The organism is Janibacter sp. GXQ6167 (assembly GCF_041365945.1).
Taxonomy (GTDB): Bacteria; Actinomycetota; Actinomycetes; order Actinomycetales; family Dermatophilaceae; genus JBGFSK01.
In genome coordinates, this window is the sequence record NZ_JBGFSK010000011.1 from 60520 (window position 1) to 80939 (window position 20420).

Annotated in this window: 19 protein-coding genes; 6 read left to right on the forward strand and 13 right to left on the reverse strand. The window is 68.1% G+C overall.

Features of this window, described 5'->3' with window-relative positions; all coding sequences use genetic code 11:
• Positions 1-6 precede the first annotated feature (6 nt).
• Positions 7-1227, forward strand: coding sequence for an MFS transporter (locus AB8K43_RS14250; RefSeq protein ID WP_370894875.1), 1221 nt, complete (start codon positions 7-9; stop codon positions 1225-1227).
• On the opposite strand, the gene AB8K43_RS14255 is transcribed toward AB8K43_RS14250, so the two are convergent.
• The 5 genes from AB8K43_RS14255 to AB8K43_RS14275 all read right to left on the reverse strand — a co-directional run bounded on the left by AB8K43_RS14255 (position 1224) and on the right by AB8K43_RS14275 (position 6232).
• Entirely contained in the window at positions 1224-2177 is a 954-nt protein-coding gene (locus AB8K43_RS14255; protein ID WP_370894876.1) for an alpha/beta fold hydrolase, read from the reverse strand. The two genes, AB8K43_RS14250 and AB8K43_RS14255, sit on opposite strands and share 4 nt — an antisense overlap.
• Positions 2178-2274: 97 nt before the next feature.
• Positions 2275-3240 carry an alpha/beta hydrolase gene (locus tag AB8K43_RS14260; protein ID WP_370894877.1) on the reverse strand — a complete coding sequence of 322 codons (966 nt, stop codon included), beginning with the start codon at positions 3238-3240 and terminating at the stop codon, positions 2275-2277.
• 123 nt (positions 3241-3363) lie between these two features.
• Positions 3364-5022: a PQQ-binding-like beta-propeller repeat protein gene (locus tag AB8K43_RS14265; protein ID WP_370894878.1), complete on the reverse strand. Its 1659-nt coding sequence runs from the start codon at positions 5020-5022 to the stop codon at positions 3364-3366.
• Positions 5023-5118: 96 nt separating this feature from the next.
• Entirely contained in the window at positions 5119-5922 is an 804-nt protein-coding gene (locus tag AB8K43_RS14270) for a nitrilase-related carbon-nitrogen hydrolase (RefSeq protein ID WP_370894879.1), read from the reverse strand.
• On the reverse strand, positions 5915-6232 hold the full coding sequence (locus tag AB8K43_RS14275) for a hypothetical protein (protein ID WP_370894880.1): 318 nt from the start codon (positions 6230-6232) through the stop codon (positions 5915-5917). Before AB8K43_RS14275 ends, AB8K43_RS14270 begins: the two co-directional genes overlap by 8 nt.
• Positions 6233-6279: 47 nt before the next feature.
• Between AB8K43_RS14275 and AB8K43_RS14280 the strand changes: the two genes are divergently transcribed.
• Both AB8K43_RS14280 and tpx read left to right on the forward strand, forming a co-directional pair.
• Positions 6280-6729, forward strand: a complete 450-nt coding sequence (locus AB8K43_RS14280) for an HIT family protein (RefSeq protein WP_370894881.1) — start codon at positions 6280-6282, stop codon at positions 6727-6729.
• Positions 6730-6762: 33 nt separating this feature from the next.
• Positions 6763-7257 (forward strand): thiol peroxidase, encoded by a 495-nt coding sequence (gene tpx, locus AB8K43_RS14285; RefSeq protein ID WP_370894882.1) that lies wholly within the window; start codon positions 6763-6765, stop codon positions 7255-7257.
• Positions 7258-7333: 76 nt separating this feature from the next.
• Here tpx and AB8K43_RS14290 read toward each other — a convergent pair whose 3' ends face one another.
• Both AB8K43_RS14290 and ligA read right to left on the reverse strand, forming a co-directional pair.
• The gene (locus tag AB8K43_RS14290) at positions 7334-7819 is read right to left on the reverse strand and encodes an SRPBCC family protein (protein ID WP_370894883.1); all 486 of its coding nucleotides are present in this window, start codon (positions 7817-7819) and stop codon (positions 7334-7336) included.
• Between the two features lie 141 nt (positions 7820-7960).
• Complete coding sequence (ligA, locus tag AB8K43_RS14295) at positions 7961-10099, reverse strand: NAD-dependent DNA ligase LigA (RefSeq protein ID WP_370894884.1); 2139 nt, start codon at positions 10097-10099, stop codon at positions 7961-7963.
• Between the two features lie 58 nt (positions 10100-10157).
• Between ligA and AB8K43_RS14300 the strand changes: the two genes are divergently transcribed.
• Positions 10158-10763: a hypothetical protein gene (locus tag AB8K43_RS14300; protein ID WP_370894885.1), complete on the forward strand. Its 606-nt coding sequence runs from the start codon at positions 10158-10160 to the stop codon at positions 10761-10763.
• Between the two features lie 120 nt (positions 10764-10883).
• Positions 10884-12383, forward strand: coding sequence for a long-chain fatty acid--CoA ligase (locus AB8K43_RS14305; RefSeq protein ID WP_370894886.1), 1500 nt, complete (start codon positions 10884-10886; stop codon positions 12381-12383).
• Positions 12384-12465: 82 nt separating this feature from the next.
• On the opposite strand, the gene AB8K43_RS14310 is transcribed toward AB8K43_RS14305, so the two are convergent.
• The 6 genes from AB8K43_RS14310 to AB8K43_RS14335 form a co-directional block, all read right to left on the reverse strand.
• Complete coding sequence (locus AB8K43_RS14310; protein ID WP_370894887.1) at positions 12466-13443, reverse strand: methionine synthase; 978 nt, start codon at positions 13441-13443, stop codon at positions 12466-12468.
• A 10-nt stretch (positions 13444-13453) separates the two neighbouring features.
• On the reverse strand, positions 13454-14104 hold the full coding sequence (locus AB8K43_RS14315) for a pyridoxamine 5'-phosphate oxidase family protein (RefSeq protein WP_370894892.1): 651 nt from the start codon (positions 14102-14104) through the stop codon (positions 13454-13456).
• Positions 14104-15183 carry a tRNA 2-thiouridine(34) synthase MnmA gene (mnmA, locus tag AB8K43_RS14320; protein WP_370894888.1) on the reverse strand — a complete coding sequence of 360 codons (1080 nt, stop codon included), beginning with the start codon at positions 15181-15183 and terminating at the stop codon, positions 14104-14106. The genes AB8K43_RS14315 and mnmA overlap by 1 nt, the downstream gene beginning before the upstream one ends.
• Before the next feature lie 4 nt (positions 15184-15187).
• The gene (locus AB8K43_RS14325) at positions 15188-16366 is read right to left on the reverse strand and encodes a cysteine desulfurase family protein (protein ID WP_370894889.1); all 1179 of its coding nucleotides are present in this window, start codon (positions 16364-16366) and stop codon (positions 15188-15190) included.
• Between the two features lie 268 nt (positions 16367-16634).
• The gene (locus AB8K43_RS14330) at positions 16635-17822 is read right to left on the reverse strand and encodes a glycosyltransferase (RefSeq protein ID WP_370894890.1); all 1188 of its coding nucleotides are present in this window, start codon (positions 17820-17822) and stop codon (positions 16635-16637) included.
• 273 nt (positions 17823-18095) lie between these two features.
• Positions 18096-19469 (reverse strand): IS1380 family transposase, encoded by a 1374-nt coding sequence (locus tag AB8K43_RS14335; RefSeq protein ID WP_370894891.1) that lies wholly within the window; start codon positions 19467-19469, stop codon positions 18096-18098.
• 217 nt (positions 19470-19686) lie between these two features.
• Between AB8K43_RS14335 and AB8K43_RS14340 the strand changes: the two genes are divergently transcribed.
• Positions 19687-20262, forward strand: a complete 576-nt coding sequence (locus tag AB8K43_RS14340; RefSeq protein WP_047253612.1) for a hypothetical protein — start codon at positions 19687-19689, stop codon at positions 20260-20262.
• Positions 20263-20420 lie beyond the last annotated feature (158 nt).

Below are 20420 nucleotides of genomic sequence, written 5' to 3' on the forward strand. Positions count from 1 at the left end.
CGGACCGTGAGCGCACCACCTCGGTGGTTGGCTGTCGTCGCGGTCCTGTTGCTGGCCGCCAACCTGCGCGCCGCGGTCAATGTCATCGGCCCGCTCCTGCCTGCGGTCCGCGGGAGCCTTAACCTCACCGGCTTGCAGGTCGGGATCGTGACCGCCCTGCCGACCTTCTGCTTCGCCGTCGTCGGCCTCATCGCGGCGCGCCTCGCCGCGCGGGTTGGTCCGACCCGCACCGTCGTGCTCTCGATCGCGTGCATGGCCGCCGGGCAGATCTTGCGCGCCCTGGTCCCCACCACCGCCGCGCTCTTCGCGGGGACCGCGCTCGCCCTCGCCGCGGTGGCGGTCGCCAACGTGCTGATGCCGGCCCTGATCTCGGCCTTCTTCCCCGGGCGGATTCCCTCGATGACCGCTGCCTACACGGTCGTGCTCTCTGGGACCGGCGCTGTCGCGAGCGGCGCGACCCTCCCCCTTCAAGAGGCGCTCGGCGGGGATTGGCAGGTGGGCTTTGGGATGTGGGCCCTGATCGCGGTCGCTGCGCTCGTCCCGTGGGTGCTGATCGCTCGCCATCGTGGTGGGACCTTGCGCACCTCGCGCGCGGCCTACCGCGTCAAGGAGGTCGCCCGATCCGGACGCGCTTGGGTGCTCGCGATCTTCTTCGGCCTCCAGGCCCTGCAGGCGTACGTCATCTTTAGCTACTACCCGACGATGTTGTACGACGCCGGTGTCCCCCTTCACCTCGGCTCGGCCTACGTCGCGCTCGTCTCGCTTTTTTCGATGGCGGGGGCCGTGGTGCTGCCGGGCTTGCTCGCTCGCCTGCGCCATCCGGTCCCGCTCGTCGTGCTCGTGGGGTGCGGGTTCCTCGGTGGCTATCTCGGGACGATCATCGCGCCGGCGGCCGCGCCCTGGCTCTGGTCCTCGCTGATCGGCCTCGGCGTCGCAAGCTTCCCGATGGGGCTGTTCATCGTGACCCAGCGCGCCGAGAGCCCCTCGGGGGTGCTGGCCCTATCGGGATTCATGCAGGGCATCGGCTATCTGATCGCCGGGATCTTCTTGGTCGTCTTTGGGGCCTTCCAGGGCACCTCGACGAACTGGACGCCCGCGCTCATCGCCTTGATCATCATCACCATCGTGCAAACCGCTGCCGCGCTCGTCAGCGTCGGCACCTGGACGATCGAAGAGACCTTGGGACGCATCCCGCCGGGCGATGCGAGGATCGACCCGCTGGATTAAGCCTGCGGTGCGACCCCCGACGCGAGCGCGACCGGGTCATCGGCGGCGTGTACTGCAGCGGCCACCGCCTCGCCGCCGCGGCGGCTCATAACGATGGTGTAGTGGTTGACTCCCGCCACCGGACGCACGATGACCTCGGGATAGGTCTCCACCCAGTGGAGCAGAAGGGGTGGCGGGTAGAGACCCGGTGCCTGGCCGAGCAATCCGAGCGAGGCCGTGAGCCACTGTGCCTGGTGAGCGAGGTGGTCGAGGGCGTCGCGATGTTCGCTCCCGCGCAGGATGTCGGCGGAGTCCTCGATCAGGGCGTCCTTGACCGCTCGGGAACGCCAGCGTGGCGCCCGCCCGCCGAGGTCGTACCTGGCGTAGTCGGCCACGACGGGAGACCAATCGTGGGCGAAGGCGGGATGCATTCGCCAGAACATGACGGCGTCGTCCTTGGTGCGAAACCGCAGGTCGAGCCGGGCGGCGAGGTTCTCCGGGATATCGCGGGCTAACTCCTCGTCGGCCAGCGGGCGGCTCGTGGTCATGGGCATCCCACCGTCGACGAGGATGAGCGAGTCCACCCGATCCGGATATCGATAAGCGAGCACCGTGGCGACAAAGGCGCCCATCGAATGACCGACAACCCTCACCCGATCGATGCCGAACGCATCGAGGACCGCGACCATGTCCTCGGCATGACCTCCGAGCCCGTACGGTCCCGGTAAGGCGTACGACCCACCCCGGCCGCGCAGATCCGGTGCGATGACCTGACGATCGGGCACACAGTCCGCGAGATAGTGCCAGCACCGGTGGTTGCCGGTGATGCCGTGGATCGCAAGGACCGGTAGCCCCGGGTCCTCGGCCGCAGCCGTCGTGGGGCGCCAGGTTCCTACAGCGAGATGTCCCCCAGCGACGGCGGCCTGCGCCAGCTCATATCGTTTCGCGGCGGGTAGCACCGGCGTCGGCATGGTGATCCCCTTCCTGAGGCGGGACGGAGGCTTCCACCCTGGCACAGCCCGGTCAGGGCTACCACCACCATCGGGCCCGAAAGCCGTCCCACCCTTTTTAGAGCGATCGCAAAACCCGCACCCGGTCGGCCATCGCTCGCTGGCTGACTCCGGCCGCCGGTGCGAGCAGGTCGAAGGCGTGCGGCGCCCCAGGGTGCAGGTGGAACTCCACCGGGACTCCCGCGCCGAGGAGCCGCGCCGCGTAGGTCAGGTCTTGCTCGGCGAAGAGGTCGAGGTCGCCAACCTCCAGGTAGGCCGGCGGGAGGCCGCCGTAGTCGCTCGCCCTCGCCGGCGCCGCCCAGGCCGGCAGGTTGGGATCGGCACGCAGGTCCCCAAGGAGCGCGTCCCAGCCGGTCACGTCATCGGCCAGGGTCCAGCGGTGGAAGGCCGCGCTCGGATGGTGGGGAGGTGGGTCGGTCCGGTCGTCGAGCATGGGGTAGATCAGGATCTGGTGTGAGATCGACGGTCCCCCGCGCTCACGGGTGAGGTGGGTGAGCGCGGCCGCTAACCCACCGCCGGCACTATCACCCATCACGGCAATCCGGTCGCGGTCGATGCCGTATGTCAGCGCATTGTCATGGATCGCGGTGAGTCCGGCGAGCGCGTCATAGACCGGTGTCGGATGTCGGTGCTCGGGAGCGAGCCGGTAGTCGACGGCCAAGATCGGAACCGCCGACCGCGCGACGTAGACGCGCAAGATCCGGTCATACATCGCCACCGATCCGGTCACCATCCCGCCCCCGTGCAGATAGAGCGACGCGGCTCCGCTACCGATCATCGGCCGCGCTGCGGGGAGGTACCAGGTGGCAGGCACTGGTTCGCCGTCGTGCCCGACTACGGGCCGCGACACCGTCACCACTCCTGGGACCGCGGGCGCGAGCAAAGCCAGCTGCGTCAAGCGATCCATCTGGCGTCGCCGGGCGGCGATGTCGCCGATCTTCGGTCGCCTGATCTCCTGCCGAGCGATCGGTCCGAGAGCGGCGGCGAGTTCGGGATCGAGCCGTGCAGCTTTCATCTCCGACATCTGCTCGGCTCTCCTTCCTCGCGGCCTCACCGATCAGCCTAGACGCCCCCTTCGGCGCGCCAATCGAGGCGGCGATCTCCTCTTCACCCCGAAGGACGCGCTCCTCGCTCCCTAGCCCGCCGGTCAGCGTAGGCGCAGCCCGTAGATCAGGCCGCCACGAGTGCCGACCACGACCATGTCGTCAAAGACCGCGGGACTGGACTCGATGGCCCCGTCGAGTTGGAGGCTTGAACGGTCCTCACCCGTCGCCGGGTCGATGACGTGCATCAGCCCGGAGACATCACCGAGCAGGATCACACTGCGGCCAGCGTCGTCTCGCACGGCGGTGGGGGTGCTCCACGAATACTGGTCCAGCTCGCGGGTCCACTTCACCCGGCCGGTCTTCGTGTCCAGCGCGTAGACCGTGCCAGCCCCCGGCGCTGTCGTCCGGGCGACGTTGAAGACCACGGTGCCTTCGAGGTCGCCGTCGCCAATCAGCGGCGAGCCGAGCAGGCCCCCGTTGGAGTCCGGGTCGTAGTGCACAGGCACATCGCGCTGCCACAGAACCTTGCCCGTCAGCGCATCGATCTTGCGCAGGTTGCTCACGCGCGGCCCGCCCTCGGCGCCGCGGCGATCCACCTCGTTGCCGGTGTAGAGCGCCAACCCCTCGTCGGTGACCTCGAGAGGCATGGTGGCATCGGAGTCGTCCCCGATATCGCGGGCCCACAGCACCTGCATGGTCGCGATATCGACACACAGCAGATGACCGTCGTTGTCGGTGAACCAGATGAGATTGTGATAGGCGGTGATCGACGATTCGATGCCGTACCGGCTCGATCGCGGCGATCGATGGACCAACCGGGTGATCGTGGGCGAGATCGTCGGTTGACCCGTCTTGGAGTCAATCGAGGTCCGTAGCTCGATCCGATAGAGAACGCCATTTTCCCCAGCGGTGACGAGCGTGTCCGAGGCGGCATCGATCAGCGCGGATGAGTCGTTGGCTAACCACTGGCGTGGCGCGAGCGGATCGGCCGGGCGGCGGTAGATCACGTCATCGGTGGTCAGGTCGACGCCGAGGAAGCTCATCGGGTTTGCGCCGGGCAAGCCCTGCCCGGCAAAGAGAAGGGGGTTCCCGCGCGGGTGGATCGCTCCGGTGCCCTTGAAGGCGTTGCCCGTCTCCATCGGCGCCGTGGTGGCCGTGCCGTCGGCAAGAGAGAACCGGTAAATCCGGCCATCGAGGACGGGGTAGATGACCTCCGGGCCGTCGGTCTTGACCGTCATCGCGCGGCGGGTGGCCTCCGGCCAGTCCACGAGGAGCGGCTGGCCGGTCCATCCAGAGCCGGCCCAGGACGCGTCGAGTGCCGAGCTACTTGACGTACCGTGCTCCCACACTTTGGTGAGCGTGCCCTCGGCGACTGGGGCGCTCCCGAAGGCGCCGCCGATCCGCCAGGGTCCGCCGCGGAAGGCGAGCACGCCGGAGACCTCGGTGTAGTCGTCCTGATCGGGGAAACTCACGATCCGCCGCGCATCGCGCGCAGAAAGTGGGGCGCCATCGTCGCCGTGAACGGTCCAGGAGATCTCTCCAGCGTCGTCGAGCATGACGCGGCGGTACCGTCCGGGACCGAGTTCGGTGGCGGGCTCGATGTCCAGCATGGTGCGGGGCTCGACCAACTCGCCCGCGGGCACCTCGCGCCAGGCTGGGAGCGATTTCGCCACGGGCGTGGAGGTCGACGCGGGGGGCTCGGCGACCGCCTCCGGTTTGGCCATCTGCGGGACGGCGAACGCGATCCCGATCAGGACCATCACGACGACGAGAAGCGGCCCTATTGCCCGTCTCGTCACCCGTCGCACGCGGCCAGCATCTCCCGGGTCACAAAGGCCTGCCAGTCCCCAATTCCGCTAGCGGGTAAGGGTTGTCGCCAGGATTGGGACTCGCTCGCGGGCCTGGCGCACCGCGTCCCGATCGATATCGGTCACCAGCAGGGCGGGAGCTCCGTCAATGCGGGCACGCACCTGACCCATCGGTCCGGTGACGCAGGACCGGCCGATGCCGTAGGGGCCCTTGATGGACTTCTCTTGCCAGGCCTGGGCGGCCCCGAGCAGCCAGGCCTGCGCGTCGGCGGCGCGAGCCCGGGTGAGCAGATCCCACTGCTCGGCCTTCCCGGGACCATCACCCCAGGACGTCGGCAGCACGATGAGCTCGGCTCCAAGCCTCCCGAGCGCGGTGAACTGGTCGGCGAAGCGCACGTCATAACACGTGGCGAGGCCAACCTGCCAGCCCTCGACCTCGACGATGACGTGCTTCTCACCGGGTTGCACGGTCTCGGACTCGAGGGTGCCGAAGGCGTCGTAGAGGTGGATCTTGTCGTAATGCGCCTCGGCGCCGGGCCCGGTGAGCAGCAGCGTGTTGCGGACCCGGCGGCGTCCGTCGACCTCATCTCCTGGGGTAAACATCCCGACGACCACGGTGATGCCGTGGCGCTCGGCAATGGCTCGTACACCGTCGGCGAAGGGACCATCGAGCGGCTCGGCCAGGGTGTCGAGGCGTTCGGTGAAGGGGGCCATGGTCCCCTCGGGGCACGCGACAATTCGCGCCCCCTGCGCGGCGGCATCCGCGCTTGCCTGCTCGACCAGAGCGAGGTTGTGGTCGAGATCGGGCGTGCTCGTCAACTGGGCTGCGGCGATCCGCAAGCGGTCAGACACCGGTACTCCTCGTGGTCGGGATGCGGCCCAGCACGTCCGCGCTCGCCTCGGCGACGAGACGCTCGGCTCGGCGCCGGAGGATGAACTGCAGGATGGGAGTGAGGACATGACGCAGCCGAGGCTGGGTGACCGTGTAGCGGATCAGCACCACCAGTCGGGCGCGATCACCGAGGTCGTCCACGCGCCAGGCCACGGACGCGTCGCGGGCGATGACCCTCGGGATCCGCACTCGCGAAGGGCCCTCGGGAAGGGCGCCGCCGAGCCACTCCGCCGAGACCGGCAGCTCACGATCCGCACTCACCTGGGGCATGCGCCCACCCTAGTCGGGCACCCCCGATCCCTCTTAGGGTGAAGGCCATGGCCACCCTCTTCACCAAGATCATCAACGGCGAGATCCCCGGTCGCTTTGTGTGGGCCGATGACGTGTGCGTCGCGTTCTTGACGATCGAACCCTTGACCGACGGGCACACCATGGTCGTCACGCGCGACGAGATCGAGCAGTGGACCGATGCCGACGACGCGACGTGGACGCACGTCCAGCAGGTCGCGAAGACCATCGCGGAGGCGCAGCAGGCGGAGTGGGGTGTCCCCCGGATCGGGATGTTGCTCGAGGGTTTCCTCGTCCCGCACCTCCACATCCATGTGTGGCCAGCCGCATCGGCCGCCGACTTCGACCCGCACGCACCGATGAAGGATGTCTCTGCAGAGCGCTTCGATGCGGCAGCGGAGCGCCTGCGCGAGCGGCTGACCTCGATGGGCCACGGCGAGCAGGTCGCCGGTCCCGGTCCGCTTCCGGCGAAGGGGTGACACGGGCCCCCTTCATGGCGTTGAGTGGGGTCCATGGCAACCACTGCACTCAAGGGCAACCCCGTCAACACCTCCGGTGAACTCCCTGCCGTCGGCAGCAAGGCCCCGGCCTTCAAGCTCGTCGGTCAGGATCTTGGGTCCGTCGAGTCCTCCGACTTCGACGGCCGCGTCGTGCTCAACATCTTCCCCAGCATCGACACCGGCGTCTGCGCGACCAGCGTGCGCACGTTCAACGAACTCGCGGCCGGTCTCGACAACACGACGGTCGTCAACGTCAGCGAGGACCTCCCCTTCGCCCAGGCGCGCTTTTGCGGCGCCGAGGGCATCGACAAGGTCGTGGTCGGCTCGGCCTTTCGCAGCAGCTTCGGCGAGGACTTCGGGGTGACCCTGGCCGGGGGCCCGATGGCCGGTCTGCTGGCCCGCGCGGTCGTCGTCGTCGACAGTGACGGCACCGTCTTGCACAGCCAACTCGTCGACGAGATCACCACCGAACCGGACTACGACGCGGCGGTTGCCGCGCTCGGCTGATCCCGCTGGGCCTGCTCGGCCCCGCCTTCTCCCGATGGCGCCGCGTCGCACTGCGATGTGGCGCCATCGCCCTTTGTCACCCCTCGGTCAGGCTCTCACGTGCCGCAGCCAGCACCACCGGATCCTCGCAGGCGCGCGCGAAGGCGTTGATCCGGGCGGTGATTTCGCGCCCGAGCAGCCATTGGCCGATCGGATGAGCGATCGGCGCTAGCCACGCCGGGCGGACGTCGTAGGTGTACTTCCACACGGCGAGCGTGCCGTCGCCGTCGGCCGTAAAGCGCCAGCCACCACCGAAGCGCTCGAAAAACCACGGGCCGGATCTCATCGTCATCCCGACCGAGGTCGGGGGGCGCCAGGAAACGTACTCGCTGATCATTGCGGGACCCACCCGGGCTCGAGTGAAGGTGCGGACCCCCACCGCTGGCTCGGTCGCGCCGTCGAGGAAGTACTGCTGCCGGATGAAGGGGTCCCACCGCTTGCGGACGTCGCCGTGGGTCTGCGAGACGGCATAGGCGAGGTCCGGCGGGATCGGGACGTGGGTCTGCGCGGTGACCTGAGGCATGCCCGCCACCCTACGAAAGCGCCGGAGCACCCACCTGCGCATTGGTACCTACGGCGCTGACCGGCTCACGTGCCTATGGTGAGGTCGCTGGCCGCAGCACCAACTCGTCCCGATCGCTTTCCTGATCAAAGCGCTGGTGGACTAATCGTCCTCGCCGGGCTCGTCCGGGAAGGCCGCAACAGCGCCGGTCTCGAGGAGCTCGACGAATTGCGCCTCATCGAGGATCTTCAGGCCTAGCTCGCGGGCCTTGGTCTCCTTGGATCCCGCGCCGGGTCCGACGACCACCCAGTCGGTCTTCTTGCTCACCGACCCGGCCGCCTTGCCGCCTCGGGCGAGGATCGCCTCCTTCGCCTGATCCCGGGTGAATCCCTCGAGCGATCCGGTGACGACCACGGTCAGTCCCTCGAGCGTGGGCGTGATGCTCTCGTCACGCTCGTCGGCCATTCGCACGCCGTCGGCGGCCCACCGCTCGACAATCGCGCGATGCCAGTCATTGCCGTCCCCGTCGAACCACTCGCGCACCGATGCCGCGATCGTCGGGCCCACTCCGTCGACGGCGGCGAGATCTTCGGCGCTGGCCTCACGGATCGCGGCCATCGACCCGAAGTGCTGCGCGAGGGCCCGCGCCGCGGTCGGGCCGACGTGGCGGATCGACGAGGCGACGAGGACGCGCCACAGCGGCTGCTCCTTCGCCACAGCCAGGTTCTCGATCAGCTTCGCGCCATTAGCGGATAGCACCCTGCCGTCGGTGATCGCGTCCGGGTCATCGCCCTTCTTGGCCATCCGAGTGTAGAGCGGCACCTGCCGTAGCTGCTCAGCCGTCAAAGAAAACAGGGTCGATTCGTCCTCGAGCACCCCGGACTCGAGCAGAGCGATCGCCCCCTCCCACCCCAGCGCCTCGATATCGAAGGCACCACGCGAGGCGAGTCCGAAGAGGCGCTCGCGCAACTGCGAGGGACAGGACCGCGCGTTGGGGCACCGGATGTCCTTATCGCCCTCCTTCTGCGCGCCGAGCTCGGTGCCGCAGGACGGGCAGTGGGTGGGCATCACGAACTCGCGCTCGGAGCCATCACGCAACTCCACCACCGGGCCGAGAATCTCGGGGATCACATCGCCGGCCTTCCGCAGCACGACGGTGTCCCCGATCAGCACGCCCTTGCGCTTGACCTCGTGCGCGTTGTGCAAGGTCGCCATCGAGACGGTCGAGCCGGCGACGGTGACCGGCTCCATCAGGCCGAAGGGGGTCACCCGGCCGGTGCGCCCGACATTGACCTGGATATCGAGCAGTTGGGTGTTGACCTCTTCGGGGGGGTACTTATAGGCGATCGCCCAGCGCGGAGCGCGCGAGGTCGTCCCGAGCTGGCGCTGGGCGGCGATGTCGTCGACCTTGACGACGATGCCGTCGATCTCGTGCTCGACGCTGTGCCGCTGCTCGGCGTACCCGTCGATGAACTCCTGGACGTCGGCGATCGTGTCGAAGATCCGGTAGTGCGTCGATGTCGGCAGCCCCCAGGCGTGGAGGAGCTCGTACGCCTGCGACTGCCGCTCGATCTCGAAGCCGGTCCGCGCGCCGATCCCATGCACCAACATGTGGAGCGGCCGGGTCGCGGTGACCCGAGGGTCCTTCTGCCGCAGTGATCCGGCGGCCGCGTTGCGCGGATTGGCGAAGGGGGACTTGCCCGCCTCGACGAGTGAGGCATTGAGATCGGCGAAGGCCTCAATCGGGAAGAAGACCTCACCGCGGACCTCGACGACCTCCGGGACGGGCACCCCCGCGTCACCGGTTAAGACCACCGGCACATCGTCCATGGTCCGCACGTTGAGCGTGACGTCCTCCCCGGTCCGCCCATCACCGCGGGTGAGCGCCCGGGTGAGGCGTCCCCCTTCGTAGAGCAGGTTGATCGCGAGGCCATCGATCTTCAGCTCGCAGAGGTACTGCGGGGCGCGCCCGAGCTCGCGCTGAATGCGCGCGTCCCAAGCGAGCATCTCCTCCGGAGTGAAGGCGTTGTCCAAGCTGAGCATTCGCTCCCGGTGATCCACCGCGGTGAATTCCGTGGAAAAGACCGCTCCGCCGACCTGTTGGGTCGGGCTCTGCGGGGTCCGTAACTCGGGGTACTCCTCTTCGAGCGTGTTGAGGCGCCGGATGAGGGCGTCGTACTCACCGTCGCTGGCCGTCGGCGCGTCCTTGACGTGGTACGCGAACTGGTGGGCAAGAGCCTGCTCGGCCAGATCGCTCCACTCGTGCCGGATCGGATCGGGGGTCGTCGTCACAAGAGACATCCTGCCGCAGCCCACCGACGATCCGGCGATCGCTGGGCTCGCCGGTACCTTTAACCCCATGCCCGAAACGATCGTCATCGCGCCGGCGCGTGGCCCCGAGCGCTCCCGCGCCATCGCGACACGCGTCGGCGCGATGGTCCTCTTCGCGCTCCTCCTCGGCCTCATCGTCTGGCTTTTTGACGACGGGATGTCGGGTGCGGGGCTGCTCTGGCTGGTCGCCGTCATCTGGCTCGTGCCGGGCTGGTCGTCCGCGCTGCGGGCAACGCGCGAAGAGCAGCAGACGCCGACAACGGTGCGCCGAGAGGGTGAGGATCTGATTGTCCAATCGGTGTACCTCGCCGAGCCGGTCCGCGTGCCGCTCCATCAGCTTGCGGAACTGCGCACCGGCGACCTCGAACGGCCCGGCGAGTACAGCCAGGGCTGGCCGGTTCTGGGCTTTGGCGGGCAACCGACAGTAGGGCTGATCTTTACCGAAGAGCAGTACGTCGCGAGCCCCTGGCCCCGCCCGCGCACCGGCCACGAGACCCCGACGATGCGGGTCCCCGCCCTTGCCCTGCTCTTCATCACCGCCGAGCCAGAGGCGGCCGCTCGCGATCTCGCCGCGGTGACCGGGGTTGAGCCGGTGACCGTCGCGAACTGGGCACCGGATCCCCCTTCGGTCTAACGACCCGATCCTCCAGGGCTGGCAGCGGCGAAAACTCGTGCGGCTCAAGGGTTCCGCTCGGAGCGAACCACCGTGCAAGATGAGGCATCCGCCCTTCGGACCATCCCTCAGGAGTCAATGATGACCAACCTGGCGAGCAATCTCGTCGCGACCGCCCAAGCGCACCCCGATTCGGTGGCGATCAAACTCGACGATGCCGAGCTGACCTGGTCTCAGCTCTTCGGCCTCGCTGCGCAGACCGCCGGCGCGCTGAAGAAGGCGGGGATCGAGCCGGGCGACCGGGTCGCGTTGATCCTGCCGAATATCCCCGCCTACCCGATCCTCTTCTACGGCACCCTCCTCGCCGGTGGCACCGTGGTCCCCCTGAACCCCCTGCTCAAGGCGGGCGAACTCGAGTACTTCTTCGGCGACTCCGGCGCCGACCTCGCCTTCGTCTGGGGCGACTTCGCGCCCGAAGCGGTCGCTGGTGCCGAGGGACTCGACACCAAGGTCATCGTCTCGGGACCGCTCGGTCCGAACGTCGAGGACCTCCCGGCGGGCGACCCGATCGCCGTTCCGGTCGAGCGGGCCGATGAGGACACCGCGGTGATCCTCTACACCTCTGGGACCACCGGCAAGCCGAAGGGGGCCGAGCTCACCCACAAGAACCTGCGCCTGAACGCCGAGCGCTCGGCCGAGGTCATCATGGAGATGAGCCCCGATGACGTGATCATGGGCTGCCTCCCCCTCTTCCACGTCTTCGGTCTGACGTGCGGGCTCAACGCCGCGGTCCGCCGGGGCGCGACCCTGACCCTGATCCCCCGCTTCGAGCCCGGCAAGGCGCTCGAGGTGATCGAGCGGGACAAGGTCACGATCTTCCAGGGCGTCCCGACCATGTACGGGGCGATGCTGCATCACCCCGCCGCCTCGAGCACCGATACCTCCAGCCTGCGGACGTGCGTATCCGGTGGCTCGGCCCTGCCGGAGGACACGATGCGCGCCTTCGAGGAGACCTTCGACGCGCAGATTCTGGAGGGCTACGGCCTCTCCGAGACGAGCCCGGTGGCGTCCTTCAACATGCCCGACGCGCCGACCAAGCCCGGCACGATCGGTCGCGCCATCCCCGGTTGCGAGATGAAGCTCATCGACGAGGACGGCAAGGACGTCCCTGCTGGCGGCGGCGTCGGCGAGATCGTGATCCGCGGTGACAACGTGATGAAGGGTTACTGGCGCAAGCCCGAGGAGACCTCCGCGGCGATCCCCGACGGCTGGTTCCGCACCGGTGACCTCGCGACAGTCGACGAGGACGGCTACTACACGATCGTCGACCGCAAGAAGGACATGATCATCCGCGGCGGGATGAACGTCTACCCGCGCGAGGTCGAAGAGGTGATCTACACCCACCCGGACGTCGTCGAGGTCGCGGTGGTCGCGATCCCCGACGAGCTCATGGGCGAGGAGATCGGTGCCGCCGTGGCGCTCAAGCCCGACGCGACGGCCACCCTGGAGGACATCCAGGCCTACGTCAAGGAGCGGCTCGCGGCCTACAAGTACCCGCGGCGGATCTGGACCCTCGACGAACTCCCGAAGGGCCCGACCGGCAAGATCCTGCGCCGCGAGGTCCACGCCCCCGCCGAGTAACCCAGCGGACGAAGGCCCTCCCTCCCCCTTCTTGACCGCAAATGCCCGGGCATTTTCTCACGCAAATGCCCGGGCATTTGCGTTAGAGGTCGGTGAGGGCGCGGGCGGCTTCGACAGCCGTGCGTTGGCGGGCGATCGCCAGCGAAGGGGGGAGGCCTGCGAGGCCGCACGACGGGGTCACGACCACCCGGGCCAGGTCGGCGTCCGGCAAGCCCACCTCACGCCACGGCCGCAGGACCGCGTCTTGTACCGCGCGCCAGTCGGCGGCGCTCTCGCCTGTCGTCGGGACCGCTCCGGCCCACAAGGTCGTGCCCCCTTCGACGGCGGCCGCGACCTGATCCCAAGCGGAGGTCCCGAGGTATCCCAGGTCAAGCGAGACCGCCGAGGTCCCGGTCCCGACGATGAGCGCGACCGGGGCCTCGGGGTGGCAGCAATGCACGACCGTGGGCCGCTCCCCGGCCGCGGCGAGGACCTCTTCGAGGCCGCTTGAGACCTCAGCTCGATCGACCGAGCGCAACCGGCCATACCCCGATTGGGTCGGCAGGGTGCCGGCGAGCACGGCCGGAAGGGCGGGCTCGTCGACCTGGAGGACCAGTTGCGCACCCGGGACGAGCGCTTGGACCCGTGCGAGGTGAGCGCGAGCCCCTTCGGCGAGGGACGCGGCGATCTCTCGGCGGGCGCCCGGGTCGCTCACCGAGCGCTCCCCTCGGGTGAGTTCAACGCTCGCCGCGAGCGTCCAGGGGCCGGTGACTTGGACCTTGAGCGGTCCGGTCCACCCGTCGTAGGCCTCGGCGAGTTCGTCGAGGTCCTCGCGCAGGTAGGCAGCGGTCCGCGCGGCATCGCGACCCGGCCGGTCGACGAAGCGCCATCCTGCCGGTTGCCGATCGACGTGGAGGTCGATGAGCAGGCCCGCGGCCCGGCCGATCATCTCCGCACCCGGCCCCCGGGCGGGGAGTTCGGGCAGGTACGGGATCCCGTCGAGGAGCAGATCGCGCACGGCTCCGATGGCCGAGCGAGGGTCGGTGCCGGGCCACGAACCGATGCCAGAAGCGAGGGTCACGCCGCGCAGCCTACGTGGCCGGCCCGCCCTGCTCGGCCACCCGGGCGCGCACCGAGTCAGGGAGTTCGGCATCGGACCAGGACTCGCGCACGGGTTCCCCGGCCATCAGCCGAAGGGGGATCACGCCGGCCCAGACGCCCGGCGCAGGCACACCCTCTTCGGGATCGCCGACTCCGCCGGTGCGTTCCTTGTAGATCCATTGGCCCGGCGCGATGTCCAAGGCGAGCACCATGGTCGCGGCGTACTCCTTGCCGGAGAGCGGGCGGGTTTCGGCGTTTCGACCCGGAAGGATCCGGTCGCTGAGCAGGCCCACTGCGGCCTTTTTGTCGGCGCCGGTGACCAGGTTCATCGTCCCGCGCAGAGTGGCCGAGCGGTAGTTGGCGGACGAGTTGAAGGTCGACTCGGCGACCACGATCCCGTCGAGCGACATCACCGATATGACGACCGGCGTACCGCTCGCGATCCGGCGGAGGGTGCCGGCACCGGTGGACCCGTGAATGAGGAGGCGATCCCCGTCCCGAGCGAATAGGTAGGGGACGGCGACCGGTTCACCATCGGCGACGATGCTCACGGTGGCGACCATCACCTCATCGAGCAACGCATCGAGTAAGGCGCGCTCAACGCGTTCGCGGTCGGGGTAGCGCTGAAGCGCGTGGTCCATCACCCGGCGATTGTGGCAGAGCCGATCACCCGGGTGCCGTCATAGAGCACGACCGACTGGCCCGGTGCCACGCCGCGCACGCGCTCGGAGAGGTCGACGACCACCTGAGCCTCGCCGCCCACGTCGATCACCTCGGCGCGGGCGGGGATCTCTTCGCCGTGTGCGCGCACCTGCGCACCGACCGCCACCGACCCCTCCGGCGGCTCGCCACACCACCGCACGTGGGTGCCGGTGAGCCGGTCCACGCCAAGCAGGTCAGCGGTCCCGATGAGGACCTGGTTGCGGGTGGCATCGATGCCGGTCACATAGCGGGGTTGGCCGTCCAACGACGAGCGGTCCAGCCCAAGACCTCGGCGCTGGCCGATCGTGAAGCCGTACGCGCCCTGGTGCTCCCCCATGACCTCCCCGGTCGTCGCGTCGACCAACTCGCCCGGCTGCTCACCGAGTCGGCGGGTCAACCACGCGCGCGTGTCACCGTCGGGGATGAAGCAGATGTCGTGGCTGTCCGGCTTCTTCGCGATCGAAAAGCCGCGCTCGGCGGCCTCGGCGCGGATGTCGGGCTTGGTCGTGTCCCCAAGGGGGAAGAAGGCCCGGGCCAGTTGCTCGGCGTCGAGGACGCCGAGCACATAGGACTGGTCTTTGGCCGGGTCGACTGCGCGATGCAACTCGCGCCCCGCCGGGCCGTCCACGATCTGTGCGTAGTGCCCCGTCGCGACCGCGTCGAAGCCGAGCGCGAGCGCCTTATCGAGCAGGGCGGCGAACTTGATCGACTCATTGCAGCGCAGGCACGGGTTGGGGGTACGCCCGGCCTGGTACTCGGCAATGAAGTCTTGGACCACGTCCTGCTCGAAGCGGCCCGCGAGGTCCCACACGTAGAAGGGGATCCCGAGCCGGTCGGCGACGCGACGGGCATCTCCCGCATCCTCGATGGTGCAGCAGCCGCGGGCCGACTCACGCAAGGTGGCGGCGTTGCGGGACAGGGCGAGGTGCACGCCGACCACATCGTGCCCGGCGTCGATCATGCGTGCTGCGGCGACGGCCGAATCGACCCCACCACTCATCGCGGCGACCACTCTCATCGGATCAGCCACCGGCCATTCGGGCTCGCCCGATGGCATCGGGAAGCGCGGCGAGCACGGCGTCGACGTCCTCATCGGTGGAGGTCCAGCCGAAGGAGATGCGCAACGACCCGTTGGCCTCGGCTTCGCTGCGGCCCATCGCGAGCACGACATGGCTCGGCTGCGGGATCCCGGCTTGGCAGGCTGACCCGGTCGAGCACTCGATCCCGGCCGCATCGAGCAGGTAGAGCAAAGAGTCTCCCTGGGCCCCCGGGATGGTGACGTGGGCATTGCCGGGCAGCCGCGTCGTGACATCGCCCGGCTCCCAGCAGCCGGTCACGCGGACGCCGAGATCGAGCGCGAGCGCACCGTCGAGGAAGCGATCGCGCAGCGCCGCCACCCGCTTCGCCTCTCGCTCGCGGCGCTCGACGACCTCATCGAGCGCGACCGCGAAGGCCCGGATGGCCGCGACCGGGAGGGTCCCACTTCGCAGTTGGCGCTCCTGTCCACCGCCATGGGTCAGCGGGACCAGCTCCGCGTCCCGAGCCGCGATCAAGGCACCGATCCCGACCGGCCCACCGAGCTTGTGCGCGGTGACGCTCATCAGGTCGGCGCCGGACTCGGCGAAGTTCACCGGCAGGTGACCGACGGCCTGGACCGCATCGGTATGGAAGGGGGTGCCGTCGGCCTTGGCCGTGGCGGCCATCGCCGCGACATCCTGGACCGTTCCGACCTCGTTGTTGGCCCACATGACCGAGACCAGGGCGGTCGTCCCCGGGTCCTCGGCGAGAGCATCGGCGACCGACGAGGGCTGGACGACCCCACACTCTCCCGGTTCGACCCAGGTGACCTCCGCCCCCTTCTCGGTGGCGAGGTACTCGACCGGGTCGAGGACTGCGTGATGCTCGACGCCGCTCACGACGAGGCGACGGCGGCTGGGGTTGGTGCGCTCGGCAGCGAGCCAAGCACCCTTGACCGCCAGGTTGTCGGCCTCGGTGCCACCGGAGGTGAAGATCACCTCGGAGGGGCGCGCGCCGAGCGCCGCACCGATCCGCTCACGCGACTCTTCGACCACCCGCCGAGCGGCGCGGCCAGAGCCGTGCAGGGACGATGAATTGCCGGTCAGGGCGAGTTGCTCGAGCATCGCCTCGCGCGCCGCCGGAAGCATCGGCGTCGCTGCAGCATGGTCGAGGTAGTGCGTCACGCGGTCGATCCTATGTCTCGTCGTCGGCGGGTGCCCCGCCCGCTAGACCCCTACGGCCTAGCCCTGCCCTCTTAACGAAGGGCGGGCGCGCTCGCTTCCCGATTCGAGGTAATTCATGGCCACCGGTGGCAGCGGAATACCTCGAACCGCTGGCGTGCCCTTAAGGAAGGGCGGGTCGACCTAGTACTGGTGGACCCAATTATTCGAACTGCGCGAATAGCCCGTCCGGTGCCTGCGCCTGGCGGCTTCCTCGAGCATGAGCGGATTGTCACCGAAGTGCCGCTTCAAGATGTTCGACGATGGTCGTCGGTTTTGGGAGCTCCAGCACGGAGCGGCGAAGTTGTGCGGTTCGGCTGCGTGCCCGTTCGTCCGCCAGAAGTTCGGTGACCGCTTCGACGATCTCGTGGGCTGTCACCGTAATTGGGTCGAGAACCTGGCCGAGACCTAGCCGGTTCACGCTGTCAGCCGTGAACGGCTGATCCGCTCCCATCGGGAGGACGATCTGGGGTGCTCCGCCCAAGACCGAGCGCAGGAACAGACCGCTCCCGCCGTGATGGAGCACGAGACTCGCACGAGAGATCACGGTATCGAGGTCGACGAACCGTTCCACCCGCACATGCGGGGGTTGCGTCCCGAAGCGTTTCGGGTCCAGGTCACAACCAATCGCCACGACCGCGCTCCTATCGGTGACCGAGAGTGCTGTGAGGATCCGACTGAACAGGTCGCCAGATTCCGTGTTGAACTCGGTGCCGAGCGTCGCAACTATCGACCCGTCGGAATCGGACGGCGAGCCCGCACGAGGCTGCATCCACAAAGCGTCGGTGGGGGCGGGGAAGCGCGGATCTCGCATTGAAGGGGTGAACGGGACGACGAAGAAGTCTCCGTACGGGCGGATCGGCTCCGGGACGCCGAGCTGATCACGGAGCGCATCGAGCGCATCGGTGAGTCGCTCTGGTCGCACGAGCGCGCCGGACGCGATCACCGCGACGACGACGACCGGGATCCGCGCCCGTTGCGCTGCGGCGATGGCGCCGAAGTCGACTTCGTCGCAGACGACGAGGTCGACCCCGCGCAGCTCCTCGTCCAGCGCCGCAGCCGTGCCAAGGGCCGCGCGCCCGGCGAAATGGCGCTCGATCACGGACAACTCATGTTCGATGTCCACCGGCGCGAGGGGAGCGATCGCTTCGGCGAGCTCGCTTCTCCGGTCCGGCCGCTCAACGATGCGGCTATAGATGCCGCGAGGGACAGCGGCAACCGCGGAAGCGCGCCCGGCAAGCGTCAACTCGTGGCCGGCCGAAGCGAGGGCACGATGCAGCGGCGCCTGCGGAACGAGATGACCCGCTCCCCCAGCGAACGAACACAGAACCCGCACCACAGCGACGGTACCAAACGACTCGACCACGGCTGGCGGCCTGAGAACGGAGAGCGCGTTCGTGCTACACCCGAGGGAACACACATGGGCCGACGAATACCCGGCCGCGGACTCAGTACTGGTGGACCCACTATTCTAAGCGCCTGAATGGTTCGAGATGGACGCTCCTGAGCAGGATGCCCTAGCCTCGATGTTTCATGGGGCTGGTGAGCGGGGTGGGTCGGCGTCGTTGCCGGTGTTGAGCTGCTGATTCTGGCATTCGGGTATGACAGATCGTCGCAGTGTCCGTTGCGGGCGGTCGGGTTCCACTCCCGAGAAGAGGAGCTGCTGGTCGTAGGGGCGGGTGGTCTCGCCGGGTTAGGTCTGTGCGACGGTGGTGCGGAGCCGGTTGACGCCGGTCAGGACCCTCACGGCTTCGGGTGCATGTTCGGCGAGGTGGAGGACCTTGTGCCGGGCGCGGCGCACGAGGGTCGCGGGGATCTCGAACAACCGCGCGCGGAGCCGTTTGGGTTCCCATTTCCTCGCGTCGTGCCTGGTGAAGGCGATGGTTTGCATCCAGGCGACGAGCTCGGAGGCGAGTTGGATGATCTGGCACCAGATCTGGTTCTGCGCGAAGGACTGCAGCGGGAACTTCTCAAGGCCCATGTCCTTGGCGTTACGGATCCGGTCTTCGCAGCGTGCACGGCGACGGTGCCGCAGTTCCAGGACGGGAAGCTGGCCGCGCGGGGAGTTGGTGGCGAACGCGGTGATGCGCATCCCCTCGTGATCGGTGATCCGCAGCTGCGCCCCAGGATGAGGACGTTCCTTCCGCACGATCACCCGCATCCCGGGCGGCCAACCCTGAAGATCCAGCAGCCCGGTCAGCTCCGCCACCCATGTCCCCTCGCGGATCCCCTCGTCCTCGCTGTCGTAGGCGGGGGTCCACGCCTTTGCCTCGTCGATACGTTCCAGTAGGTCAGGCGTGTTCGCAGGGAGGGTGAACCCGACCGAGTAGGCCAGACGCTGCCGCTGGAGCCAGGCCAGGAAGTCTTTGGTGCCGCCGGCCCCGTCGGTGCGGATCAAGATCTTCTTCGATCCCCGACCACCCCGAGCCAGCAGGCCCGCAGGCAGCTGGGCCAGAGCGTCACGGGTGACGGTGATGTGATCAGCAGCCGTGTTCGAGCCGGCGTTGCCGGGGCGCAGCTGGATCGCCAGTGGTTCCCCGGTCCCGTCGCTGCCGTGGTCAAGGAACGCACACAACGGGTGGTATCCGAAGCCGCGTTTGAACGTCGGTGCGGCCTGCTCCTTCTCACTGTGGGCGGTGATCAGGGTGGCGTCGAGGTCGATGACCAGCGGGCTCTTCACGCTCGCCCCCACAGTCGGGGAATGGTCTCCGGCCAGGGCCCAGGCCTGTTCACGCGCGGCCCGGCGGGCTTTCGAGATCGCCTCGATCACGGTGGGCGCGTCCTGGGCGAGGGTGGTGAGCGTGCGGGAGATCGTGGGGGCCGAGGCGACATCACCGAACAGGCCCGGCTCGCAACGCAGCAGATCAGTATCCGAAGCATGCTCCCCGCCGATTGCGAGAGTGAGTGCGAGGTCCAGCAGGACCTTCGCCGCGTGGTGCTCGGCCAGCGGCTTCGTCCACGGAGCCAGTGCTTCCCGCAGCGAAGAGGCGAGGCCGGTGGCGTGGATCGTGTCGGTCAGCAGCACCGCACCAGCATGCGAGAGGGCCGGGACCTCGGCGATGTCCACGCGCGGACGGGGGTAGAAGAACGCGGACGGGGGTAGAAGAACAAGGTAGGGTGGGACACCTGAAAGGTGCTCCTTCCGGCGGATGGCTACGAGCTTCAACACCCCGTATCATCCCAGGCCAGGAGCACCTTTCTCTATGCCTCCCACCCATCGAGACCACACCGCTATGAAAACTCGAGGCTAAGCGCCAGAGCTTTGGCAGTGTTACTCTTTGGGCATGGTGGTACGCCGTTTGGAAAGCCTTGGTCTGATTATCGGACCCTTGCTGTTCGCCCTGTCACCGCTCTTCTGGATCGACGGACACTATGGAGTGACCGGCGGGCTTCTCATTGCCATAGCCGCCGTGCCCTGGGTGTACGGACTCATTGGGGAATACAACGCCCTCCGCCCCCGGTTTCCCCTTCTGTCGGGGCTATGGATGCTTCTGGTGCTGATCGGCATGTTCGGCACCGTCGCGTTCGGGCTGCAAGGCGTGTTTGAGAGTGTGTTCGGTATCACCGAGTTTCGCTCGCTAGCTACTTTCGACATCTACCCACTCCCGGTGGCTATTGTGCTGATTCTGGCCGGACCGCTCTTTCCGGTCGCGCTTTTGTCCTTGGGCGCAATGCATTGGTGGACCGGGCTCACGCCCCGCTGGAGCGCTGTGTCGTTGGTATTTGCGGCGGCTGCGTTCCCGGTTGCGCGGATATCTCGATCTGTCCCAGTTGCGTTCATCGCTGACCTCGTCATGCTCGCAGCCTTCTGTGTGGTCGCCTGGTTTGCCTGGCACCGAAGGGACGAGGAATCCATATAACTTGCGGCTTGCGCTCAATGATGCAGAACTCTGACCCTGATTTCCAGAACACGACGAGACTCAGATAAACCGCCCGCGTACCACCCTCGGTGCCTCACATATTTTTGCCCGCGAAATGGTGGACCCTGGGACAGTATGGGAAGTGAACTGTCGATGGC

Bases quoted from the DNA above. Each gene is read 5' to 3' on its own strand.
- AB8K43_RS14340 (WP_047253612.1), top strand. From the start codon at position 19,687: ATGGTGGTACGCCGTTTGGAAAGCCTTGGTCTGATTATCGGACCCTTG.
- AB8K43_RS14290 (WP_370894883.1), bottom strand. From the start codon at position 7,819: ATGCCTCAGGTCACCGCGCAGACCCACGTCCCGATCCCGCCGGACCTC.
- AB8K43_RS14255 (WP_370894876.1), bottom strand. From the start codon at position 2,177: ATGCCGACGCCGGTGCTACCCGCCGCGAAACGATATGAGCTGGCGCAG.
- AB8K43_RS14260 (WP_370894877.1), bottom strand. From the start codon at position 3,240: ATGTCGGAGATGAAAGCTGCACGGCTCGATCCCGAACTCGCCGCCGCT.
- AB8K43_RS14280 (WP_370894881.1), top strand. From the start codon at position 6,280: ATGGCCACCCTCTTCACCAAGATCATCAACGGCGAGATCCCCGGTCGC.
- mnmA (WP_370894888.1), bottom strand. From the start codon at position 15,183: ATGAGAGTGGTCGCCGCGATGAGTGGTGGGGTCGATTCGGCCGTCGCC.
- AB8K43_RS14305 (WP_370894886.1), top strand. From the start codon at position 10,884: ATGACCAACCTGGCGAGCAATCTCGTCGCGACCGCCCAAGCGCACCCC.
- AB8K43_RS14265 (WP_370894878.1), bottom strand. From the start codon at position 5,022: ATGGTCCTGATCGGGATCGCGTTCGCCGTCCCGCAGATGGCCAAACCG.
- ligA (WP_370894884.1), bottom strand. From the start codon at position 10,099: ATGTCTCTTGTGACGACGACCCCCGATCCGATCCGGCACGAGTGGAGC.
- AB8K43_RS14275 (WP_370894880.1), bottom strand. From the start codon at position 6,232: ATGCCCCAGGTGAGTGCGGATCGTGAGCTGCCGGTCTCGGCGGAGTGG.
- tpx (WP_370894882.1), top strand. From the start codon at position 6,763: ATGGCAACCACTGCACTCAAGGGCAACCCCGTCAACACCTCCGGTGAA.
- AB8K43_RS14300 (WP_370894885.1), top strand. From the start codon at position 10,158: ATGCCCGAAACGATCGTCATCGCGCCGGCGCGTGGCCCCGAGCGCTCC.
- AB8K43_RS14315 (WP_370894892.1), bottom strand. From the start codon at position 14,104: ATGGACCACGCGCTTCAGCGCTACCCCGACCGCGAACGCGTTGAGCGC.